The organism is Mesorhizobium sp. P171375 (genome assembly GCF_057786075.1).
In genome coordinates this window covers 906,200-927,969 of sequence record NZ_JBYNWF010000001.1, presented here as the reverse complement: position 1 = coordinate 927,969, position 21,770 = coordinate 906,200, and the positions used below count along the sequence as shown (strand labels likewise).

General features: G+C 63.6%; 20 protein-coding genes, 1 tRNA gene and 1 pseudogene. 18 read left to right on the top strand and 4 right to left on the bottom strand.

Going from position 1 to position 21,770, the window contains the following annotated elements:
• The first annotated feature begins 32 nt into the window (after positions 1 to 32).
• Complete coding sequence (gene rsmI, locus ACYHH6_RS04550; protein ID WP_352583059.1) at positions 33 to 941, top strand: 16S rRNA (cytidine(1402)-2'-O)-methyltransferase; 909 nt, start codon at positions 33 to 35, stop codon at positions 939 to 941.
• Positions 934 to 1,311: a YraN family protein gene (locus ACYHH6_RS04545; RefSeq protein ID WP_352583061.1), complete on the top strand. Its 378-nt coding sequence runs from the start codon at positions 934 to 936 to the stop codon at positions 1,309 to 1,311. The genes rsmI and ACYHH6_RS04545 overlap by 8 nt, the downstream gene beginning before the upstream one ends.
• Positions 1,312 to 1,485: 174 nt before the next feature.
• Here the strand turns inward: ACYHH6_RS04545 and ACYHH6_RS04540 are convergent, their stop codons facing one another.
• Entirely contained in the window at positions 1,486 to 2,292 is an 807-nt protein-coding gene (locus ACYHH6_RS04540; protein WP_352583063.1) for an undecaprenyl-diphosphate phosphatase, read from the bottom strand.
• 168 nt (positions 2,293 to 2,460) lie between these two features.
• Between ACYHH6_RS04540 and ACYHH6_RS04535 the strand changes: the two genes are divergently transcribed.
• The 9 genes from ACYHH6_RS04535 to ACYHH6_RS04495 all read left to right on the top strand — a co-directional run bounded on the left by ACYHH6_RS04535 (position 2,461) and on the right by ACYHH6_RS04495 (position 11,210).
• Positions 2,461 to 3,153 (top strand): glutathione S-transferase family protein, encoded by a 693-nt coding sequence (locus ACYHH6_RS04535; protein ID WP_352557875.1) that lies wholly within the window; start codon positions 2,461 to 2,463, stop codon positions 3,151 to 3,153.
• Entirely contained in the window at positions 3,134 to 4,288 is a 1,155-nt protein-coding gene (gene queG, locus ACYHH6_RS04530; RefSeq protein WP_352583065.1) for a tRNA epoxyqueuosine(34) reductase QueG, read from the top strand. The genes ACYHH6_RS04535 and queG overlap by 20 nt, the downstream gene beginning before the upstream one ends.
• Positions 4,285 to 5,187, top strand: a complete 903-nt coding sequence (locus tag ACYHH6_RS04525; protein WP_352583067.1) for an SDR family oxidoreductase — start codon at positions 4,285 to 4,287, stop codon at positions 5,185 to 5,187. Before queG ends, ACYHH6_RS04525 begins: the two co-directional genes overlap by 4 nt.
• 64 nt (positions 5,188 to 5,251) lie before the next feature.
• Positions 5,252 to 6,349, top strand: coding sequence for a penicillin-insensitive murein endopeptidase (gene mepA, locus ACYHH6_RS04520; protein WP_352583069.1), 1,098 nt, complete (start codon positions 5,252 to 5,254; stop codon positions 6,347 to 6,349).
• Between the two features lie 82 nt (positions 6,350 to 6,431).
• Positions 6,432 to 7,460 carry a glucokinase gene (locus ACYHH6_RS04515; RefSeq protein ID WP_352583304.1) on the top strand — a complete coding sequence of 343 codons (1,029 nt, stop codon included), beginning with the start codon at positions 6,432 to 6,434 and terminating at the stop codon, positions 7,458 to 7,460.
• Positions 7,461 to 7,606: 146 nt separating this feature from the next.
• Entirely contained in the window at positions 7,607 to 9,466 is a 1,860-nt protein-coding gene (locus tag ACYHH6_RS04510; RefSeq protein WP_352583071.1) for an ABC transporter ATP-binding protein, read from the top strand.
• Entirely contained in the window at positions 9,463 to 10,284 is an 822-nt protein-coding gene (dapB, locus tag ACYHH6_RS04505; RefSeq protein ID WP_352583073.1) for a 4-hydroxy-tetrahydrodipicolinate reductase, read from the top strand. The genes ACYHH6_RS04510 and dapB overlap by 4 nt, the downstream gene beginning before the upstream one ends.
• A gap of 94 nt (positions 10,285 to 10,378) precedes the next feature.
• Positions 10,379 to 10,999, top strand: a complete 621-nt coding sequence (locus ACYHH6_RS04500) for a 2,3-bisphosphoglycerate-dependent phosphoglycerate mutase (protein WP_352583075.1) — start codon at positions 10,379 to 10,381, stop codon at positions 10,997 to 10,999.
• 126 nt (positions 11,000 to 11,125) lie between these two features.
• A tRNA-Leu gene (locus ACYHH6_RS04495) sits at positions 11,126 to 11,210 on the top strand.
• A 72-nt stretch (positions 11,211 to 11,282) separates the two neighbouring features.
• Here ACYHH6_RS04495 and ACYHH6_RS04490 read toward each other — a convergent pair.
• Positions 11,283 to 12,026 (bottom strand): cation efflux transmembrane domain-containing protein, encoded by a 744-nt coding sequence (locus ACYHH6_RS04490; RefSeq protein WP_352583077.1) that lies wholly within the window; start codon positions 12,024 to 12,026, stop codon positions 11,283 to 11,285.
• 64 nt (positions 12,027 to 12,090) lie between these two features.
• Here ACYHH6_RS04490 and ACYHH6_RS04485 point away from each other — a divergent pair, with 64 nt between their 5' ends.
• The 5 genes and pseudogenes from ACYHH6_RS04485 (at position 12,091) to ACYHH6_RS04465 (ending at position 18,676) form a co-directional block, all read left to right on the top strand.
• A complete protein-coding gene (locus ACYHH6_RS04485) occupies positions 12,091 to 12,516 on the top strand; it encodes a MerR family transcriptional regulator (RefSeq protein ID WP_352583079.1) in 426 nt (141 codons plus the stop codon).
• Positions 12,517 to 13,170: 654 nt separating this feature from the next.
• Complete coding sequence (locus ACYHH6_RS04480) at positions 13,171 to 16,365, top strand: amino acid permease (RefSeq protein ID WP_352583081.1); 3,195 nt, start codon at positions 13,171 to 13,173, stop codon at positions 16,363 to 16,365.
• A gap of 237 nt (positions 16,366 to 16,602) precedes the next feature.
• Positions 16,603 to 16,848, top strand: a pseudogene (locus ACYHH6_RS04475) (ArsC/Spx/MgsR family protein); the annotation flags it as partial.
• A gap of 69 nt (positions 16,849 to 16,917) precedes the next feature.
• On the top strand, positions 16,918 to 17,238 hold the full coding sequence (locus tag ACYHH6_RS04470) for an ArsR/SmtB family transcription factor (RefSeq protein ID WP_352583083.1): 321 nt from the start codon (positions 16,918 to 16,920) through the stop codon (positions 17,236 to 17,238).
• Positions 17,239 to 17,287: 49 nt separating this feature from the next.
• Positions 17,288 to 18,676, top strand: coding sequence for an NAD(P)-binding protein (locus tag ACYHH6_RS04465; RefSeq protein WP_352583085.1), 1,389 nt, complete (start codon positions 17,288 to 17,290; stop codon positions 18,674 to 18,676).
• 35 nt (positions 18,677 to 18,711) lie between these two features.
• On the opposite strand, the gene ACYHH6_RS04460 is transcribed toward ACYHH6_RS04465, so the two are convergent.
• Positions 18,712 to 19,230, bottom strand: a complete 519-nt coding sequence (locus tag ACYHH6_RS04460) for a GNAT family N-acetyltransferase (RefSeq protein WP_352583087.1) — start codon at positions 19,228 to 19,230, stop codon at positions 18,712 to 18,714.
• 156 nt (positions 19,231 to 19,386) lie between these two features.
• On the opposite strand from ACYHH6_RS04460, the gene ACYHH6_RS04455 reads away from it, so the two are divergent.
• Positions 19,387 to 20,526, top strand: coding sequence for an MFS transporter (locus tag ACYHH6_RS04455; RefSeq protein ID WP_352583306.1), 1,140 nt, complete (start codon positions 19,387 to 19,389; stop codon positions 20,524 to 20,526).
• 209 nt (positions 20,527 to 20,735) lie between these two features.
• On the opposite strand, the gene ACYHH6_RS04450 is transcribed toward ACYHH6_RS04455, so the two are convergent.
• Positions 20,736 to 21,017 (bottom strand): hypothetical protein, encoded by a 282-nt coding sequence (locus ACYHH6_RS04450; RefSeq protein WP_352557890.1) that lies wholly within the window; start codon positions 21,015 to 21,017, stop codon positions 20,736 to 20,738.
• Positions 21,018 to 21,488: 471 nt separating this feature from the next.
• On the opposite strand from ACYHH6_RS04450, the gene ACYHH6_RS04445 reads away from it, so the two are divergent.
• Positions 21,489 to 21,713, top strand: a complete 225-nt coding sequence (locus tag ACYHH6_RS04445) for a hypothetical protein (protein ID WP_112559139.1) — start codon at positions 21,489 to 21,491, stop codon at positions 21,711 to 21,713.
• Positions 21,714 to 21,770: the final 57 nt, after the last annotated feature.

Here is a 21,770-nt window from a genome sequence, read left to right as displayed (position 1 = left end):
CGTGCCAAACAGGGCTGAACGGAGAGTGAGCGGTGACCGGCGAAAAACGCAGCTATGTGATCGGCCAGACCGAGATGCCGGCCCGACCGCTCGAGCCGGCGCTCTATCTGGTGGCGACGCCGATCGGCAATCTCTCCGACATCACGCTGCGCGCGCTTGAAACGCTGGCCGCCGCCGACATTGTCGCCTGCGAGGACACCCGCGTCTCGCGCGTGCTGCTCGACCGCTACGGCATCCGCCGTCGCACCACCGCCTATCACGAGCACAATGCCAGCGAGGCCGGGCCGAAGCTGATCGCAGCGCTCGAGGCCGGACAGAGCGTGGCGCTGATCTCCGACGCCGGCACGCCGCTGATCTCCGATCCCGGCTACCGGCTGGTCGGCGAGGCGCAGGAGCGCGGCCTGCGCGTCGTGCCGATCCCGGGTCCGTCGGCGCCGCTGGCGGCGTTGACGGCGTCGGGCCTGCCGTCCGACGCCTTCCTGTTCGCTGGGTTTTTGCCGGTGAAATCAGGGCAGCGGCTTACCAAGCTGGAAACCTTCAGGGCGGTGCCGGCGACGCTGATCTTCTTCGAATCGCCACGCCGGCTCGCCGAAACGCTGGCTGCCATGGTCGAGGCGCTGGGTGGCGAGCGCAAGGCAGCCATCGGCCGCGAGCTGACCAAGACCTTTGAGGAAATGCGCACCGGCACTTTGCAGGGGCTGGCCGACCACTATGCGGCGGCCGACACGCCGAAGGGCGAGATCGTCGTCTGTGTCGGCCCGGCTGAGGTCAAGGCCGACCAACCCGCCGACATCGACCGGCTGCTTCTGTCGCTGGCCGCCGAAATGCCGGCCTCCAAGGCGGCGGCGGAAGCGGCGAAGATGACCGGCGGGCAGAAGCAGGCGCTGTACCGGCGGCTGCTTGAGCTGAGGGATGCCGCTGGAGAAGGCGAAGGTGGCTGAGCGCCCGAGCGCCAGCCGCCAAAAGGCCTATCGGCGCGGCCATCGCGGCGAGTGGCTGGCGGCAGCGGCGCTGATGCTGAAGGGCTACCGCATTCTTGCGCGCCGCCATCGCACGCGCTTCGGTGAAATCGACTTGATCGCCAGGCGCGGTGACCTCGTGCTGTTCGTCGAGGTCAAGGCGCGGCGCACGCTGAGGGAGGCGATGGAGGCGATCGGCCATGAATCCGAGCGCCGCATCGAAGCCGCCGCCGATATCTGGCTGTCGCGGCAGCAGGACTACGGCAAATTGTCGATGCGCTTCGACATGGTGGCCGTGCTGCCCTGGCGCTGGCCGGTGCATGTCGAGAATGCGTTTTATGGGAGGGGTTGAGGGGCTAGTGGCAGGCGTCGCTCGCCCTTCGCTGGCTCCCCGCCCTCCGGGCGTTCAGTCCCCTTAAAAAGGTTCACTGGACCTTTTTATCCGCCCGGAGGCGGACCGGGCCTTCACCGTTCGTCGTTCGGAAAGCCAAGCAATTGGCTTTCCGTCCGCTTCGCGGACCACTCCTCACCCCCAAATCATCAACGCCACCAAGCCCACACCACCCACCACCAGGCGCCACCAGCCGAACAGCGAGTAGCCGTTGCGTGAGACGTAATCGAGCAGGAAACGGACGACGATCAGCGCGGCGACGAAGGCGGCGACGAAGCCGATGACGATGATCGGCAGGTCGGCCGTGGTCAGCACATTGCGGTTCTTGAACAGGTCGAAGGCGAAGGCGCCGACCATGGTCGGGATGGCAAGGAAGAAGGAGAATTCCGCCGCCGCGCGCTTGTCGACGCCCAGCAGCAGGGCGCCGACGATGGTCGAACCGGAGCGCGACGTGCCGGGGATCAGCGACAGGCATTGGAACAGGCCGATCTGCAGATAGAGCCGGGTAGGGAAGCGTTCGACGTCGCGGTAGACCGGTTGCAGCTTCATGCGGTCGACCGCCAGCAGCACGACGCCGCCGATGATCAGCATGATGCAGATCAGCCGCGGCGATTCGAACAGGATGGTCTTGATGAAATCATGCGCCAGCGCGCCGATGATGGCCGCCGGCAGGAAGGCAATCAGGATGCCGAGGACGAAATGCCGCGTCAGCCGGTCATCCGGCAGGTCGAGCAGCATCTGCCACAGGCGGCGGAAATAGACGCTGAGGATCGCCAGGATGGCGCCGAGCTGGATCAGGATCTCGAAGGCCTTGCCTGTGGAATGGAAGCCGAGGAAATGGCCGGCAAGCAGGATATGGCCGGTCGAGGACACCGGGATGAACTCTGTCAGCCCCTCCAGCAGGCCGAGCAGCAGGGCTTCGACAATGGTGTGGCTATCCATGGCAACCTCGGCATTCAAGTGACGGAAGGAAACGGCTTGCAAATGGCTTGCTTGTCACGGCGCAGAAGTCCCCCTATAGGTCGCAACACCGTGACGGCCGCATGACGGGCCGCCAAGACTTACCGGTGCGCCCTGCGATTCGCCAGTGCGCTGAATTATCGCGGAACCATGCTGACGCTTTTCCATCACCCGATGTTCGCCACCTGCCGCTTCGTTCGCCTCGCCTTTGGCGAGTATGGCGAGGAGCTGGCGCTGATCGAGGAAAAACCGTGGACACGGCGCAAGGAGTTCCTGGCGCTGAACCCGGCCGGCACCTTGCCGATCCTGCTGGCCGAAGGCGACGTGCCGATCGTCGGCGCCATGGTGATCGCCGAATATCTCGATGAAACGCGCGGTGTCCTGAAGCGTGACAAGCGCCTGTTTGCCGAAGACCCGATGCAGCGCGCCGAGATCCGCCGGCTGACCGACTGGTATCTCAACAAGGCTGAGGGCGAAGTGACCAGGCATCTGGTGCGCGAACGCGTGCTGAAGCCGATCATGCCGGAGACGGCGGGCGGCGGTTCGCCCGATTCTGGCGCGATCCGGGCCGCGCGCGCCAACATCCGCCAGCATATGAAATACACCAACTGGCTGGCCGGCACCCGTCATTGGCTGGCCGGCAGCAAGGTGACCTATGCCGACTTGGCAGCCGCCGCGACGCTGTCGGTGCTCGATTATCTCGGCGAGATCGACTGGCGCGAGCATGCCGCGGCGCGCGAATGGTACACGCGGGTGAAATCGCGGCCGTCGTTCCGGCCGCTGCTCTCCGACCGGGTGCGCGGCCTGTCGCCGGTGTCGCATTATGCGGACCTCGACTTCTAAACGCGAAACCCTGCGCGCGCTGATCGACGCGGAGGCGCGGCGCGCCGGCTTCGATGCGGTGGCCGTCACCACGCCTGACTCGATCCCGCTGGCGCCGGGACGGCTCGCCGAATTCGTCGCCGATGGTTTTCATGGCTCGATGGCGTGGATCGCCGAGACGCTCGAGCGCCGCAGCGAACCGTCGACGCTGTGGCCCGAAGTACGCTCGATCATCGTGCTGGCGATGAATTACGGCCCCGACCATGATCCGCGTGCGCTGCAGGCAAGACGCGACCGCGGCGCGATCTCGGTCTATGCGCAGAATCGCGACTACCACGAGGTGATGAAGGGCCGGCTGAAGGAGATCGCCGGCAAGATCGTGGCGCGGGCCGGCGGCGACGTCAAAGTGTTCGTCGATACCGCGCCGGTGATGGAAAAGCCGCTGGCCGAGGCCGCCGGGCTCGGCTGGCAAGGCAAGCACACCAATCTGGTCAGCCGCGAGCACGGCTCGTGGCTGTTTCTTGGCACCATCTTCACCACCGCCGAGCTTGAGCCCAATGCCCCCGACGAGGACCATTGCGGCTCCTGCCGCGCCTGTCTCGATGCCTGCCCGACGGATGCCTTTCCCGCGCCCTACCGGCTCGATGCCAGACGATGCATTTCCTACCTGACCATCGAGAATAAGGGGCCGATCCCGCACGAGTTCCGCGAAAAGATCGGCAATCGCATCTATGGCTGCGACGATTGCCTCGCCGCCTGCCCGTGGAACAAGTTCGCCCGCGCCGCCTCGGAGGCAAAACTCGCCGCGCGCGACGAATTGCGCGAGCCGGCGCTGGCGGAACTGTTGCAGCTGGACGATGCCACGTTCCGGTCTTTCTTCTCGGGCTCGCCGATCAAACGTATCGGCCGCGACCGCTTTGTCCGCAATGTGCTGATCGCCGCCGGCAATTCCGGGGATTTTTCGCTGACCGGCCCGGTGCGTGCCTTGCTGAGCGATCCGTCTCCGCTGGTGCGCGGCGCGGCCATCTGGGCGCTGGCGCGGCTGGTGCCAGAGGCCGAATTCAGGGATAGGGCCGCCGTCAACCTAAAAACCGAAACCGACGCGACAGTGCGCGACGAATGGCTGTCCGCGCTGCCAACAGAGGCGCATGCATGAGCGAAAAGCAGGTCTTCATCTTCGGCGCCGGCTATTCCGGCAAGGCCTTTGCCGGGGCCAACAAGGAAAAGGCGACGATTTTCGGCACCACGCGCACGCCGGAAAAGGTCGAATCGCTCAAACAGGCCGGCATTGCGCCGCTGCTGTTCGACGGCGCGCTGACGCCTGAGGTTGGCGAGGCGCTGGAGAATACCACGCATCTGATCGTCTCCGTGGCGCCGGAGGAGGCCGGCGACCCGGTGCTCAACGCCGCGCGCCTGACGATAACGGCGATGCCCGCCCTTCGCTGGATCGGCTACCTCTCCACCGTCGGTGTCTATGGCGACTATGGCGGCGGCTGGGTCGACGAGACGGCGGCATGCCGGCCGGTATCGAAGCGCTCGGTGATGCGGGTGGATGCCGAGCAGGATTGGCTGGAGCTTGGCCGCGAGATCGGCAAGCCGGTGGCTATCCTGCGGCTTTCCGGGATTTACGGGCCAGGCCGCAATGCGCTGGTCAATCTGGAGAACGGCACCGCGCGGCGGCTGGTCAAGCCCGGCCAGGTGTTCAACCGTATCCATTGCGACGACATTGCCGGTGCGCTGTGGCATCTCGTCGACGGCAATACGGGCGGCATTTTCAACGTCACCGATAACGAGCCGGCGCCGCCGCAGGATGTCGTCACCTATGCCGCTTCGTTGATGGGCGTCGAACCGCCGCCGGAAATTCCTTTCGAGACCGCCCAACTTTCGCCCATGGCGCGGTCTTTCTATGGCGAGAACAAGCGCGTCGCCAACACAGCGATCAAGGCGGTGGGCTATCGGTTCCGCTTTCCGGACTACCGCCAGGCATTCGACCAGATGTGGGCTGACGGGAGCTGGCGCGATGGCGAGCCGCGCAGCCCGATCAAGGGTGGATAATCGAAACGCGGCGCCGGGCGTGCTATGATTCGCTTGAATAAGCTGCCTGCAGCAGAGGGGGCTCATGACGATTTCGATGCGATCCTTGCCCGGCAGGCGGCCGTTCCTGACGGCGGCGCTGGCGATCGTTGCCTTGGCCGGGCTGGCGGCGGGCGCTATCACGGCCGAGCCCAGGGCAAAAGACCTGTTCGGCGCCAAGAAGCTGCCGGCGGTGGCGGCGGCGCAATCCTTCGGCTTCTATTCCAAGGGCTGCTTCACCGGCGGCGTCGCCATTCCCATGGACGGTCAGAACTGGGAGGTGATGCGTCCCTCGCGCAACCGCCGCTGGGGCCATCCGACGATGATCGCGCTGATCGAGAAACTGTCGCGCGATGCCGCCGCCGACGGCTGGCCGGGGCTTTTGATCGGCGATATCTCGCAGCCGCGCGGCGGGCCGATGCTGACCGGACACGCCTCGCACCAGATCGGCCTCGACGCCGACATCTGGCTGACACCAATGCCCGACCGCAAGCTCACGACCCAGGAGCGCGAAAACATCAGCGCCACGCTGATGGTCGACGAAAAGACGCATCTGGTGAAGGACAGGCTGTGGAAGCCGATGCACACGCAGCTGCTGAAGCGTGCGGCAAGCTACCCGGAAGTCGAGCGCATCCTGGTCAATCCCGGCATCAAGAAGAAGCTTTGCGACACCGTCACCGGCGACCGTTCCTGGCTGCGCAAGATCCGGCCGTTCTGGGGCCATGACTATCATTTCCATATCCGTATCGGCTGCCAGCCGGGCTCGCCCAACTGCAAGGGACAGGAAGCGACACCAGACGATGACGGCTGCGGCAAGCCGCTGGCCTGGTGGTTCACCGCGGAGCCGTGGAGGCCCAACAAGAACCCGGACGCACCCAAGGCACGCGACGTGATGACGATGGCGAACCTGCCGAAACAATGCCAGTTCGTGCTCGACCAGCCCGATGCCGACTCGGTTGAAGCCGTCACCTATCGCGGCGGCGGCGTGCCGATCGCGGCCAGGGCGCCCGAACCTGATGCGCCTTTGCCGCCCATCAACGGCAACGCGGCGGGCCTGCCAAGCGCCGCTAACGCCTTCACCGCGACGCCGGAGATCGGCATTCCCCTGCCGAGGCGACGGCCGCCGGCAAACGTCGGACAGTAAAGGCGACCTGACGCTTCCCCTTTCCTGGGTCATGCGCTAGTCAATCGATTGAAACGGGCGCAACGGCGTCGCAAAGGGGACGATCAAGAGCATGTCAGGCGACGACGACGCAGCGTTGCGGTTTCCAGTGTTGATCGGCGATATCGGCGGCACCAATGCGCGCTTTTCGATCGTGCTCGATGCGAATTCGGAAGCCGGCGAGCCGCAGATCGTGCAGACGGCCAATTTCAACACCATCGACGAGGCGATCCAGGCGGCGGTGCTCGACCGCTCGTCCATCCGGCCGAATTCGGCGGTGCTGGCGATCGCCGGGCCGGTCGATGGCGACGAGATCCCGCTCACCAACTGTCCCTGGGTGGTGAAGCCGAAGCAGATGTTTTCCAATCTCGGCCTGAGCGACATCGTCGTGCTCAACGATTTCGAGGCGCAGGCGCTGGCCGTCGTCGCGCTCGGCGAAGAGCATATGGAAAAGATCGGCGGCGGCACGCCGGAGGAGAATGCCGGGCGCGTCGTGCTCGGCCCCGGCACCGGGCTCGGCGTCGCCGGGCTGGTGCATGCGCTCAACCATTGGATACCGGTGCCCGGCGAGGGCGGCCATATGGATATCGGGCCGCGCACAGCCCGCGATTTCGAGGTATTCCCGCATATCGAGAAGCTCGAAGGCCGCATTTCAGGCGAACAGATCCTGTGCGGGCGTGGTCTGGTCAATGTCTACCGGGCGGTGGCCAAGGCCGACGGAAAACCTTCTCCCTTCACCACGCCGGCCGAGATCACCGGGGCAGCGTTGGCCAAGACTGATGCGGTCGCCGAGGAGGCGCTGGCGCTGTTCGTCACCTGTCTCGGCCGCACCGCCGGCGATCTCGCGCTGGTGTTCATGAGCCGCGGCGGCGTGTTTTTGACCGGCGGCATCGCACAAAAGATCGTGCCGGCGCTGAAGGAGGGCAATTTCCGCGCCGCCTTCGAGGACAAGGCGCCGCACAGCGCGCTGATGGCCTCGATGCCGGTCTATGTCATCACCCACCCGCTGGCGGCCCTTCTTGGGCTCGCCGCCTATGCCCGCAACCCGTCGCTGTTCGGCGTCCAGACCGCGGGGCGGCGCTGGCGGGCGTGATCCCGCTTTGCCTTTCTTTGGGCCCCTTTCAGGCTGCGATCCCGGCCGCGACGAAGTTTCGCCATAGGCAAGCCGTGGCCGGGGCGCTAAGAGGGGGCCAAATTCAGCCCGCTCTACCCTGCGGAAACCGACGAAGCGCTGCAGATTTGACACTTCAAAGCCCAAACAGATTGAAGGCGAGACCGGCCGAGGTCTCGGCGGTGCTGCGCCGCATCCTGGCTGAAAACAGCCGCGACTATCGCTGGCACTATGCCGTCGCCATCATCTGTTCGCTGCTGGTTTCGGGCACGACGGCCTTCAGCGCCTGGATCATGGCGCCGATGGTCAACCAGATCTTCTACGAACGGCAGGGCGGCGCCGTCTTGTGGATCTGCGCCGGTTTCATGGGCGCCTTCATGATCCGCGGCTTCGCCGGCTACGGCCAGGCGGTGGCGCTGGCCACGATCGGCAACAATCTGGTGGCGCGCTACCAGAGACGCATCTTCGATCATCTGATGAAGCTCGGCGTCGACTTCTTCAACGACACGCGTTCGGGCCGGCTGGCGGCGCAGGTCAATGAGAATGTCGGCGGTATTCGCGACCTTTTGTCGTTGACCATCGTCTCGATCACCCGCGACGCCGTCACGCTGGTCGGCCTTGTAGGCGTCATGATTTACCAGGATCCGGTGCTGTCGCTGAGTTCACTGCTGATCGGACCGCCGCTGATCTGGGCCGTCGTCTACATCACGCGCCGGGTACGCAAGATCAACCGGGAATCGGTGCTCATCAATTCCCGGCTGATCGGGGCCGTGCAGGAGGCCACGCAAGGCATCGCCATCGTCAAGGCCTTCACCATGGAGGAGGAGCTGTCGCGCCGCATTGGCGACCTCGCGGCAAGCGCCGAACAGCGCAGCAACAAGATCGCCCGCGTTTCGGAACGGCTGTCGCCGATCTCCGACATGCTGGCCGGCCTCGCGGTGACCGCGGTCATCGGTTATTCCGGCTATCGGGCACTGGTCCTCGGCCAGCCACCGGGCGCGGTGTTTTCGTTCATCACCGCGCTGATCCTGGCCTATGACCCGGCCCGGCGTCTGGCGCGCATGCAGGTCTCGATGGAGCGGGCGCTGGTCAATGCGCGCATGATCTACGAGCTGCTCGACCGCGAGCCGAAGCAAGGCGACGCGCCAGGCGCCACGGAGGCGCATTTCACCACCGGCGCGGTGCGGTTCAACAACGTGTCATTCCGCTATGTCGAGGAAGTGCCGGTGCTGCAAGATCTGAGCTTTACCGCCGCCGCCGGCAAGATGACGGCCATCGTCGGCGCCTCGGGCGCCGGCAAGACGACGCTGGTGGCGCTGCTGCAGCGTTTTTACGATGTCGATGCAGGCACGATCGAGATCGACGGCCAGGACATTTCCAAAGTCACCAAACACTCGCTGCGAAGTTCGATCGCCTATGTCTCGCAGTCGCCCTATCTATTCGAAGGCACCATCCGCGACAACATCCGGTATGGCCGGCTTTCGGCCACCGACGCCGAGATCGAGCAGGCGGCGATCCAGGCCGCGGCCGACGACTTCATCCGCCAGCAGCCGCAAGGCTACGACACGCCGGTCGGCGAAAGCGGCGCGACGCTGTCGGGCGGCCAGCGCCAGCGCGTCTCGATCGCTCGCGCCATCGTGCGCAACGCACCGATACTGCTGCTCGACGAAGCGACCTCGGCGCTCGACAACGAGGCCGAAGCCCGCGTCCAGGAAGCGCTCACCCACGTCATGGCCGGCCGCACCACCATCGTGATCGCGCACCGCCTGTCGACCGTGGTCAATGCCGACCACATCATCGTCATGGAGCAGGGCCGGCTGGTCGAGGAAGGCACCCACGCCTCGCTGATGGCCGATCCGCACAGCGTCTATGCCCGCTTCCACCGCGTGCAGGGCAAGAAGGGGCTGGGGCTTGTCGACGACGCCAAGCCAATCCAAACTCCGCTGCCGCGTTCGCGTGGAAAGAAGGTGTTGGGGAGGACGGTATGAGCGAATCCGGCGATATGGGCCTGGTGGTGGTAGGGGCGGCCGGCCGCATGGGCCAGACGCTGATCCGCGCCATCCATTCGATCCCCGGCGCGCGCGTGGTCGGCGCGGTCGAACGCGCCGGATCGCCCTATCTCGGCAAGGATGCGGGCGAACTTGCCGGCATCGGCACCATCAACGTGACGATCTCAGACGACCCGCTGCCGGTGTTCGCCAAGGCCGACGGCGTGCTCGATTTCACCGCTCCGGCCGCTACCGTCGAATTCGCCGGCTACGCCGCGCAGGCGCGCATTGCCCATGTCATCGGCACCACCGGCTGTTCGGCGGAAGACAACGCCAAGATCGAAGCCGCGGCGCGCCACGCGACGATCGTCAAATCCGGCAATATGAGCCTCGGCGTCAATCTGCTGGCGGTGCTGGTGGAACAAGCGGCGCGCGCGCTCGACGCCGACGATTTCGACATCGAGATCCTCGAAATGCACCATAAGCACAAGGTCGACGCGCCGTCAGGCACCGCCTTGCTGCTCGGCGAAGCGGCGGCGGCGGGACGCGGTATTGCGCTTGCCGGCAACGATGCGCGCGCGCGCGACGGCCATACCGGCGTGCGCAAGCCTGGAACGATCGGCTTTGCCAGCTTGCGAGGCGGCTCGGTGGTCGGCGACCACAGCGTGATCCTGGCCGGCACCGGCGAGCGCATCACCCTGTCGCACCATGCCGAGGACCGCGCGATCTTTGCCCGCGGTGCTGTGAAGGCGGCGCTTTGGGCTCGTGCGAAGAAGCCTGGACTGTATTCGATGCGGGACGTGCTCGGCCTGAGCTGAGGCATCTATTTTTCTTACGCAATTCCGGACGGAAAACCGCTACACACTTTTCCTGGAATTGCTCAGACCCACCCCACAACTCGAAGGAGCAAACATGTCGGGAACTCTCGTGCTCGTGCGCCACGGCCAGAGCGAATGGAACCTGAAGAACCTGTTCACCGGCTGGCGCGATGTAGACCTGACCGAGCAGGGCCACAAGGAGGCCAAGGAAGCCGGTGCGAAGCTCAAGGCGCGCGGCCTGAAATTCGACATCGCCTTCACCTCGGCGCTGATCCGGGCGCAGAAGACCTGCCAGCACATTCTCGACGCCGTGGGCCAGAGCGACCTCAAGACGATCCGCGACCAGGCGCTGAACGAGCGCGACTATGGCGACCTCTCCGGCCTCAACAAGGACGACGCGCGCAAGAAGTGGGGCGAAGAGCAGGTGCACATCTGGCGCCGCTCCTACGACGTGCCGCCGCCCGGCGGCGAAAGCCTGAAGGACACCGGCGCCCGCGTCTGGCCGTACTATCTGCACGACATGCAGTCGCATGTGCTGAGGGGCGGCACGGTGCTGGTCGCAGCGCATGGCAATTCGCTCAGGGCGCTGATCATGGCGCTGGACGGCAAGAGCGGCGAGGAGATCGTCAAGCTCGAGCTCGGCACCGGCGTGCCGGTGATCTACAAGCTCAACGCCGATTCCACCGTGGCGTCGAAGGACGTGCTGGAAAACTGAGCCGGCGCGTCGCCGCGGGCGTTTCTTGATTGAGCATTTCCGAAAACCGGTTCCCACTTTTCGGGATCATGCTCTGAAAAAGCGCGTTGACACCTGTTGCTAGCCCGCTTACATGAGCCCGCACCAGCCCAGATGGCGGAATTGGTAGACGCGCACGGTTCAGGTCCGTGTTCCGCAAGGAGTGGAGGTTCGAGTCCTCTTCTGGGCACCAAATTCCCGTTTCGGACCGCTTCGCGTGGTTGAGACGCCTGACAAAAAAGCCCGGTTCGTCCGGGCTTTTTTGTTATTCCGCGGCAGCAAGCTGGCGGCTCTGGCTGTACTCAACCCAGGCCTGTCTCAGGATCTGGACGGACGAGGTCAGGAATATTCCCGCCATCAGCGCGGCGACGACAAGATCCGGCCAAGCGGTGGCTGTGCGCCAGACTCCTACGGCGGCAGCCATCACCACCACATTGCCGATGGCGTCATTGCGCGAGCAAAGCCAGACCGAGCGGACATTGGCGTCGCCATCCTTGTAGGGGCGCAGCAGCAGCACGGAGCCGAGGTTTGCAGCCAGCGCCAGGAAGCCGATGACCCCCATGACCTCCGCGCTCGGAGCGCCGAGCACCAGGGTCTGGTAGACCGTCGAACCGAACACCCACAGCGCCATGACGAACAGAGACAGCCCCTTGAACAAGGCCGCGGTCGCACGTGTTTGGAGCGTTGCACCGATCACGGCGAGGCTGAGGCCATAGGTGACGGTATCGGCGAGGAAATCCAGAGCGTCGGCCTTGAGCGCTTGCGAGCCGGCGAGCTGGCCGGCGACCATCTCGGTGAGGAACATCGCGCCGTTGATCGCAATGACCGCCCAAAGCACCCGTTTGTAACGAACGTCCATGCCGTCAAAAACAGCCACTCCGCCCGAGCAGCATGAAGCACCCGGCGCTCCATGATCTTCCGCTTCTGCCCTGTCGGTCCTGGCTGGCAGCACCAAGGGCGCCGGACCCGCGCAGGTCGTTGTTTCGTGCGCGCAGCAATCGTCAGCCATTGAAAATCTCCATGCTTGCGATCACCTTAGTTCCTCTAGCCACTAGAGGTTCAAGAGGTTTCTTATGGATTTCTCAATCGGCGAACTTTCGCGCCGAACGGCGGTGAAGGTCCCCACCATCCGCTACTATGAGCAGATCGGGCTGCTGCCGGTGCCGCCGCGCACCGAAGGGCAGCAGAGACGGTACGAGAAAGCCGCCGTTTCAAGGCTGGCTTTTATCAGGCACTCCCGCGAACTCGGCTTTGAAGTCGAAGCCATTCGCGCGCTGCTGTCGCTTCAGGACAACCCGGAGCAATCTTGCGCGACAGCTGATGCGATCGCCAAGACCCGGCTGGCGGAAGTCGAGAGCAGGATCGCCAGCCTCAACGCCCTGCGCCTGGAACTGACACGCATGGTCGATGAGTGCGCCTGCGGCAGAGTGGCGGAATGCCGGGTCATCGAGACTCTAGCGGACAGGAGCCATGGACACGGTCCTTTGGCTCTGGGATGAGCTATCCTATGCCGCTTGGGCTCTGCTTCGCGGCTAGCCGTATGCCAGATGATGGCGGAATTGGTAGACGCGCACGGTTCAGGTCCGTGTTCCGCAAGGAGTGGAGGTTCGAGTCCTCTTCTGGGCATCAAATTCCCGTTTCGAGCCATTCGATATGGTTCAGACGCCTGACAGAAAGCCCGGTTCGCCGGGCTTTTTTGTTGCCTATGGTTCTGTGGGCGTCAGCGACCTGACGAAAGCCGATCCGTTCTTCCTTCCCGGCGTCAGGGACTGCCCCGAGAATTGAACCCGTTGGCCCTCTTGCCTATAAGCGCATGTGGCCCGCGATGTGCTCGACCTCACCAAACAGCGCCAGGTCGATCGGCGACTTGTATTCTCGACTATTCGCTTTGCCTTTGCGTCGATGCCCATAGATGAAAGAGGCCGACGACTTCGAGAAGCGAATGAGATAAGATCCAACGCGCCGGCACGCACATTGTCGAACCGTGCACCCGCCAATCGACAGTGATTATCGAGCGGATCGGCCTTGGTACGAAGTCTTAATATGTCTCACCTAGGTTCATCTTTGACTTCGAGAGCGCTGCGTTAGACAGAAACACCCCTACACATGATCGCGAGTCTGACAGCGCTCCGCACTGGAATGGATGTCTCAGAATGCGCGACGTCACTCCTTCTCGACCGCACCCGAGAACCCTGGGATGGATGGGCACGACAGCGCTCGCCATGGGTGGCAGCAATCAAAGCCTCTTTCTGATCGCCGCTCTTTTTGTCGGCCAGGGGAATATTCCCGGTCAAGGAAGCGCCGCGGTACCGTTGCTCGTTATTGGTCTGCTTCTAAGCTGGGCCGCCGCGCCGGCGTGGACCGAACTGGTTCTCATGTGGCCAAACCGCGTCGGCGGTATCTCTGCAGCGTGCGCGGAAGCTTTCCGACCCTACAGTCCCGTTCTCTCGGCCTTGACGGGCACTTGCTATTGGTGGGGCTGGGTTCCGACCTGCGGACTGACAGCGGTTCTTTCGGCGTCTGCAATCCAGCAATGGTACTTGCCAGGCCTCCCCGTGGAGGCGGTCGCCTGCGCGCTCATCGCATTCTTTACGGCGGTCAATTTGTGTGGAATCAAGTGGGTGGTCAGACTGGCGATACCGATCGCCACAGCCTCCGCAATGCTTGCGTTTCTGTCATCCCTTGTCCCGGTCATCAGTGGCGAGGTCGACTGGCGGCAGGCGACGGATTTTACGCTGACCAGCCCGTTTGCCGGCCTTTTTGGCGACATCACGTCAGTGATGGCGGGGCTGTACCTGATCGGATTTGCCGCGCCGGCATTTGAAGCCGCAGCCTGCCATGTTGGCGAAACCATCGATCCCAACCGCAACATTCCTCGGGCGATGTGGGCCAGCGCGGGAATGGCCGGCATCTATTTCCTTGTCCTGCCGGTCGTTTGGCTGGGCGTGCTTGGACCAGAACCACTCGGCACGGACCTCGCCATGGCCCTCGGGCCGACGTTTGCGCCCCTGTTGGGCGGTTTCGGCAAAGCCGCCGCCATCTGGTTCATCATGTTCAACATGTTCCATGGAACGTTGCAGCCATTGGCAGGCGCCGCGCGGACCCTTGCACAGCTAAGCGAAGACGGCCTGCTGCCGAGATTCCTGGCCAGCCGCACCTCAACAGATTGTCCATGGGCGGCAACGCTGCTCACAGCTGCCGCGGCAATCGGTTTCATGCTGTGCGGGTACCCGCTCTGGATGATCGCTGCAGCCAATTTTACGTACCTGATCAGCATCTGCATGCCGAACATCGCAGTCTGGCTCTTGCGCCGCGACCATCCCGATGCCGCGCGGCCTTTCCGAGCTCCCAGAGGAACGATCGCCCTTGGCGTGGGCGCGGCGGCAATATGGCTGTTGACCGCCATACTGGGCTTCCAGCAGTTTGGGCTTCCTACCGTCCTGTTCGGTCTGGCGTTGGCCTATTCGGGTGCTGCGCTTTACGCCTGGCGCGCCATGGAGGATCGCCACGCGCTGGGTCTGCCCTTGCTGCCGCATACGCTTCACCTGAAGCTTACTGGAGCCATGCTATTTGTGCTGGTGCTCGACGGTGCCGGCTATTTCCTGGCGATCGGCAGCGTTCCCAACGTCGATGCTCCATTGATCGCCGCCCTGGAGGACATTTTTGTCGTTGTCGCGTTGCTGACCATCAGTGTCGGCCTGATTTTGCCGGGAATGATCACCCATTCGGCGACCGAGGTGAGCAACGCAGCGAAGCGTCTGACATCCGGAACGCTGAAGGACTTCTCTCTCGCCATGGCTGCTCTGGGGCGTGGAGACCTTGCTGCAGCGCATGCCTCCGTGAACATCATGCCGGTGACGGTAAACTCTCGCGACGAGCTTGGAGAGATGGCCGAAAGCTTCAACCTGCTCCAGGATAAGGTGAGGGAAGCCGCCCACGGCCTGGACGACGCGCGCGAGAATATGAACGTAGCGCGCACCGAACTCATGGCACGGCACGAGGAAATCGCGCATCTCGCTCACCACGATCCGCTTACCGGTCTGGCGAACCGAACTGCGCTTGCAGCGCACCTGGCCACGGCGCTCGAGCGGGCGAGAGCAAAGCATGCCAGCTTTGTCGTGTTCAGCATTGACCTTGATCATTTCAAAGAGACCAACGACGTTTTTGGGCACGCCGCCGGCGACGATCTCCTGTGCACCATCTCCCGGCGTCTGCAAGCGGCGGCGCCGGAGGCCTTTATCGCCCGCATGGGCGGCGACGAATTCACTCTTGTCCTGGCCTTGGATGAACGACCCGCCGGAGCCAAGGAAGTCGCCGACCGTCTGTTCGATTCGGCGGCAGGCGAATTCGAAATCCGGGGCCAGCACATTTCAATCGGGCTGAGCATCGGCGCGGCGATCTATCCGAGGGATGGAGAGAGTGCCGCATCGCTGATGGCAAATGCCGACGCCGCGCTCTACCGAGCCAAGGCGGACGGTCGCCGAATGCTGCAATTCTTCGATCCGGAAATGGACCGGCGACTAAGAGAACGCTACGCCCTGCAGCAAGATTTGCGATCGGCAGTCACACGTGGCGAACTTGTGCTCCACTATCAGCCGCAAGCCCGGATAGACGGCGAAATCTTTGGTTTTGAGGCACTTGCTCGTTGGCACCATCCAAAACACGGGCTCGTCTCGCCGACTGCGTTTGTTCCCCTTGCCGAACAGGATGGCACGATCGTTGAAATAGGCGAATGGACGCTCCGGCAGGCATGCAACGAAGCCGCCTCCTGGGCCAACCCCCTGCAGATCGCCGTCAATCTTTCCCCGGTGCAATTCCGTTTCGGCGACCTGGTGGGCCTGGTTCATTCGATCCTCTACGAGACCGGCCTGGCGCCAGGACGCCTGGAGCTGGAAATCACGGAAGGAGTTCTCATCCGGGATCGGGCAACTGCATTGTCGGTTTTGCGGCGACTGAAGGCGTTGGGCGTCAGGATTTCCATGGATGATTTTGGAACCGGATATGCATCACTTTCCTCGCTACAGGCGTTTCCATTCGACAAGATCAAGATCGATCGCAGTTTTGTTTCGGGTGTCGGTTCGAACGTCCAGTCAGCCGCCATCGTGCGCACGATACTCAGTCTGGGGAGTGCACTGACATTGCCCGTCATCGCAGAGGGTGTCGAAACAGAAGAGGAGCGTGCTTTCCTGATGAAGGAAGGATGTCCCGAGATCCAAGGATATCTGGTGGGGCACCCGCACCCGATAGCGCTCTACAAGGATGTGACGAATGGCCTCTTGCCCGGATCTGCCTTGGGGGCACCGGGGATTCCGCTGCAGACTCCGCGGCTACCCGGACGCTTGGCGTGACCCGATAGTACTGGACGGACGTCGTCGCCTACGCGATCCAGGCGCTGTCGGCCGCATCATCGATCAGGCTCATTCCCGAACGGATCCAGAAGTCCCCTCAAAGTGCACGACCGGGGCCGTACGGTCGAAACCATGGCAGGAGCTGGAAGTGATCGAGTATCTTAAGACGCCGCCGTCGCGCGAAAGGCTCGTCGAGCTGATTGCGGCGATGGGAATGACACCGCGCAACTTGCTACGCGAGAAGGGTACCCCTATGCCGAGCTCAACCTCGGCGATCCCAAATGGAGCGACGGCGAGATCCTCGATGTCATGCTGGCGCATCCGATCCTGATCAACCGGCCGATCGTGGTGACACCGCTCGGCGTCGTGCTGGCGCGGCCGTCGGAAGCCGTTCTCGACATCCTTCCAAATCCGCAGATCGGCGCCTTCACAAAGGAGGATGGTGAGCTCGTCATCGATGCCGAGGGCAAGCGCGTCATCTGAGCAGCGCGTTATTTCGATGGCAGTCGAAATAACGCTTGACGGCCTCGATCACTGGCGTATTGTATTTCGATGAAACTCGAACAAGCAGCAAAACAGCTTGAAGCGCTCGGCAACCCGACGCGGCTGACCCTCTATCGCACGCTGGTCAGGGCCGGTGCAGCCGGCAGGCCGGTCGGTTATTTGCAGGAGAGTCTCGGCGTCGCTGCCTCGACCTTGTCGCATCACCTGCACCGGCTGATCCTCACCGGCCTGGTGACTCAGGAGCGGCAGGCGACGACGCTGATCTGCCGCGCCAACTATCCCATCATGCAGGATCTGGTCGGTTTCCTCGCCGACGAATGCTGTGCCGATGCCGCCTGCACTCCCGCCACCGGAGAAGTGGCCGCGTAATTTTTTTGCTTGTTATTTCGATAATCCCGGAAGGATGGAAGATATAGAAATGACCCTGCAAGGCGATCTACCCATTGCCGTCATCGGCGCCGGTCCGGTTGGGTTGGCGGCAGCGGTCCATCTGTTGGAACAGGGCCTGCCGGTAAAGGTCTATGAGTCCGGCAGCGGCGTTGCGTCCAACCTGCGGGATTGGGGCCATGTCAGGGTGTTCACGCCCTGGCGCTATTGCATCGATCACGCGGCGAGAAAATTGCTCGAGGCCCATGGCTGGCACATGCCGGAGCCCGAGGCATTCCCCACCGCCGGCGAGCTTGTCGAGCATTACCTGGAACCGCTTACCGGGCTGCCGGTACTGGCGACGGTGATCGAAACCGGCGCTCGCGTCGTTGGTATCTCGCGCTGGGGCGCCGACAAGGTGCTGAGTAAAGCACGCGAGACGCGGCCCTTCATGCTGGTGGTCGAAACGGCCAATGGCACAAGGCGAGACAGCGCCCGCGCCGTCATCGATGCCTCCGGCACCTGGCAGATGCCCAATCCGCTCGGCGCGGGCGGAATCGCGGCCGAGGGCGAGGCAGAGAATGCCGACCGTATCGCCTATGGCATCCCCGATATTCTCGGCCGTGACCGCGCTCTTTATGCCGGCCGCACGACGCTGGTTGCCGGTTCGGGGCACTCGGCCGCCAATGCGTTGCTCGACCTTGCCAGACTGGCCGATGCCGAGCCCGGCACCGCGTCCATCTGGGTGACGCGCGGCACCGACCTCGTGCGCATCTATGGCGGCGGCGATGCCGATGCTTTGCCGGCGCGCGGCGAGCTTGGTGCCGATGTTCGCGAACTGGCGGAAAGCGGCCGCGTCTCGCTGGTAACAGGATTTGCGACCGTCGCCATCCGTGCGCAAGAAGATCGTCTGATCGTCGAAGGCGAGACCGCAGGCGGTTTGCGCCAGGTCGGCCCTGTCGACCGCATCATCGCCGCAACCGGGCAGCGGCCCGATCTCTCGCTGACCAGGGAGCTTCGCCTCGACCTCGATCCGTGGCTTGAAGGCGTCAAGGCACTGGGGCCACTCATCGATCCCAACGAGCATTCTTGCGGTGATGTGCCGCCGCATGGCCACCGTGAGCTCAGCCACCCCGAGCCCGACTTCTACACGGTCGGCATCAAGAGCTATGGCAGGGCGCCAACCTTCCTGCTGCTGACGGGTTATGAGCAAGTCCGCTCTGTCGCTGCTGCTCTTGCCGGCGACATGGTTTCCGCCGATGCAGTGCAACTGGTGCTACCGGAAACCGGTGTCTGTACGGTGCCGTCTTCTTCACTTGGCGATGCCTCAAAAGGCTGTTGCGGCGGCCCGGCAGCAAAGGAGGCGGATGCCTGCTGCGTCGCCGATGCCGAGGCAAAAGCTGTCGGCAAGGGTGGGTGCGGTTGCGGCGTTGCCGCGTGAACTCGCCGCCGCCATCGACGGCCGGCAGCCGCAGCCTAAAGCGGCAGATGCTTCATGAAATAGATGGAGACTTTCGGCTGGCCATGCGGGTCGACAAAGTGATGCGGGACAGAACCGACCTCATGCCAGTCGAGCCGCCTGTAAAGTCGCTCGCTGGCCCCGCCCTCGACCGTATCGAGGAGGAGCAGAGACCGTTTTCTGCTGATGGCCTCACGCTCGACAGCCTGCATGAGAGCGAGACCGATGCCTTGCCGCTGGAAGTCGCGATGAACGAGGAGTTTGTAAACCTCGGCCCGGTGTGGTGCGTTCGGCTCCGGCGAAAGATAAAGTTGAACCGTGCCGACGACACGGCCGTCGATATCGGCGCAGATGAGAAGCCGTTCGCCTTCCCTCACCGAACGAAAAACACCCTCCCAATGTGTCAGCGCCTGAGGCTCGTCGAAAGGAAGCACGAAGCCGACGAGCGCGCCGTCTTCGACGCTCTGGGTCAGCATCTCGACCAGGGCCTGCACATGAAGCCTTGCCTCATTCTCATCAAACACGGCGATGCGCATCAGGCCTTTCCTCTTGAGTGCTCAGAAATAGCGGGCTTTGACGGGCGCGTGAAGGCACCGACGATAGCCGCTCCACTCGTTTCTCGGGAGCATGCCTGAGTGGCTACAATCCCAAGTCGTCCGGTCATCGTCACGACCCTCGGCCTCACGCAAATCATGGCATGGGGCTCCTCCTACTATCTGCCGGCCGTCATTGGCCCTGCCGTGTCGGCTCAGACCGGCTGGCCCTTTCCCTGGGTGATCGGCAGCCTGTCGCTCGGGCTGCTTGTCGCGGGCCTGATATCGCCGCATGTCGGTGCCGCGATCGAACGCCACGGTGGCCGCATGACGCTCGCCTTCAGCGCCGTTTGCCTGGGCATTGGCCAGCTCGTTCTTGCCGCGTCGCCGACGCTGGCCGTCTTCGTCGCCGGCTGGCTGATCATGGGTTTCGGCATGGGCGCCGGCCTTTATGACGCCGCCTTCAGCACGCTCGGACGGCTGTATGGGCGCAATGCCCGTTCGACCATCACCAGCCTGACGCTGTTTGGCGGTTTTGCCAGCACGGTGTGCTGGCCGATTTCGGCGTTTCTGCTCGATGCGTTCGGCTGGCGCGGCGTGTGCCTAGTTTATGCGGCACTCCAGCTTGTGGTGGCATTGCCGGCCTATCTGCTCATCCTGCCGCGCGGCGTTCCCGCCGAAGCGTCTGCGCAGACGACTGTCGCGCCGGAAACGGGCCTGGCGCCGCGCAGCCTGCCGCTGATGGCGACGCTGGCGGCAAGCATCACGTTCTCAGCGGTCATATCGTCGACCTTGTCGGTGCATCTGCTGACCGTGCTGCAATCCACCGGCCTGGCGCTCGGCGCGGCGGTCGGCCTCGGCGCGCTGGTCGGTCCTGCCCAGGTCGGCGCCCGCGCCATCGAGATGATGATCGCGCGCTATCACCATCCGATCTGGACCAAACTTGCCTCGGTGACGTTTGTTGTCATCGGTGTGGCGACACTCTGGACCGGGCTGCCGGTACTGCCGGTCGCCCTGGTGTTCTACGGCGCTGGCATCGGCCTGGAATCGATCGCGCGCGGCACGTTGCCGCTCGCCCTGTTTGGCGCCACCGGCTATGCGAAGCTGATGGGTCGGCTCGCCATGCCGAGTTTGATCGCTCAAGCCGCGGCGCCCTCCGTCGGCGCGCTGCTCCTGCAACATACCGGTGAGCGCGGATTGCTGACCGTACTGCTCGGGCTCGCCCTGATAAACGTCGCACTGGTCGGCGCGCTGTTTACCCTCAGGCGCAGTGCCATGCGACGTGTCCGCATCAGCTAGCGGTAAGTTGCCAGCCGCGCCATTTCGCGCGGAAAGGTGTTTCAGGTCAGGATCAAGCCGGCCAACAAGACCGCGAAGATCACCGAAGCCGGCACGGCAAGAAGCCACCGAGCTTCCAATACGCTGTTGTGTGGATCATCCATTGTCTTGTTCCCCGGTGAAAAGCTGGCTCCAGCGCTCCTCCCGCGCTGGAGCCGCAGCCGATCGGCTCAACCGCCGTTGGCGGGAGCCGGGGCTGGAGCCGCTGGCGCGGGCGCAGGTGCCTCAACCTTGGGCGCAGAGGCAGGCGCCTCGGCCTTGGGAGCAGAGGCGGGCGCCTCAACCTTAGGCACGTCGACTTTCACGTTGATGTCTTGTCCACCACCGCCGCCATTGAGATTGATGACGCCGGTGACGAAAAGCAGGGCAAGGATGGCGACGATTGCGACAACAATCGCTACCGCCGTTCCTGCGCCTCCTCCAGAATTCACTACAGTTGGTCCGTCAGCCATTTCGTCCTCCTTTTAAGTTCTCGAGGGGCAACGGGGGCTGTAAGCCTTTGTTCCTGCTCAGGGTATTCAGTCGTAAAGCGTTAAGACTTCAGTCCGAACCGGAGCGGCTTCCGAGACGCTCGAGTCCCCCGTGTCCGGTCAGCCAAGGAAGCACGCGCCACTCGCACTTGCTGTCACCAGACATTCCGAGCCTCGTTCGGCGGCCCAGAACGTGTTTCGCCTGAATAGGACGTAAGTCCGATAAAACGAGCAATGGTCCTATGGGCAGGACTTTTTGGGAACACGGAGCACGTCTGACTGTTGTTTGAGATCGCGGTTTGAAGCCGGAGTTTGCCTGCGATTTAGGTTTTGGTGTGAACAGGGAGAGCCGTCGTGAACAGGATCATATGGGCCGTTGGGGCTGTTGTTATCGTCATCGCCATACTGAGCTTTTTTGGGCTCCGGTAGGACACGGATTTGAGGTGCAAAGTTATGACGCAATCCGTGCAAGCACCGCTCCTGCCCGAGACCAGCCAAGATCGGGAGATCAATTGTGAAGTCGCATTGGAGGCGGCATTTGGCGAGCTGGTGGCGGCGGCATTGGCTCAAGGGTGGACACCCCAGGAAACAGCTGCCGCTTTGGTCAACATAGCTGCCGAGCACGCCCAGAAAGTTGACGAGCTTGTCGTAGACGCCTCACCTGCTCACACTGCCTAGGTGGCCGGTCTGGTTGGCCTCAGAAGGAGCGTTGCTCCTCCTGCAGACGAAGTCGCG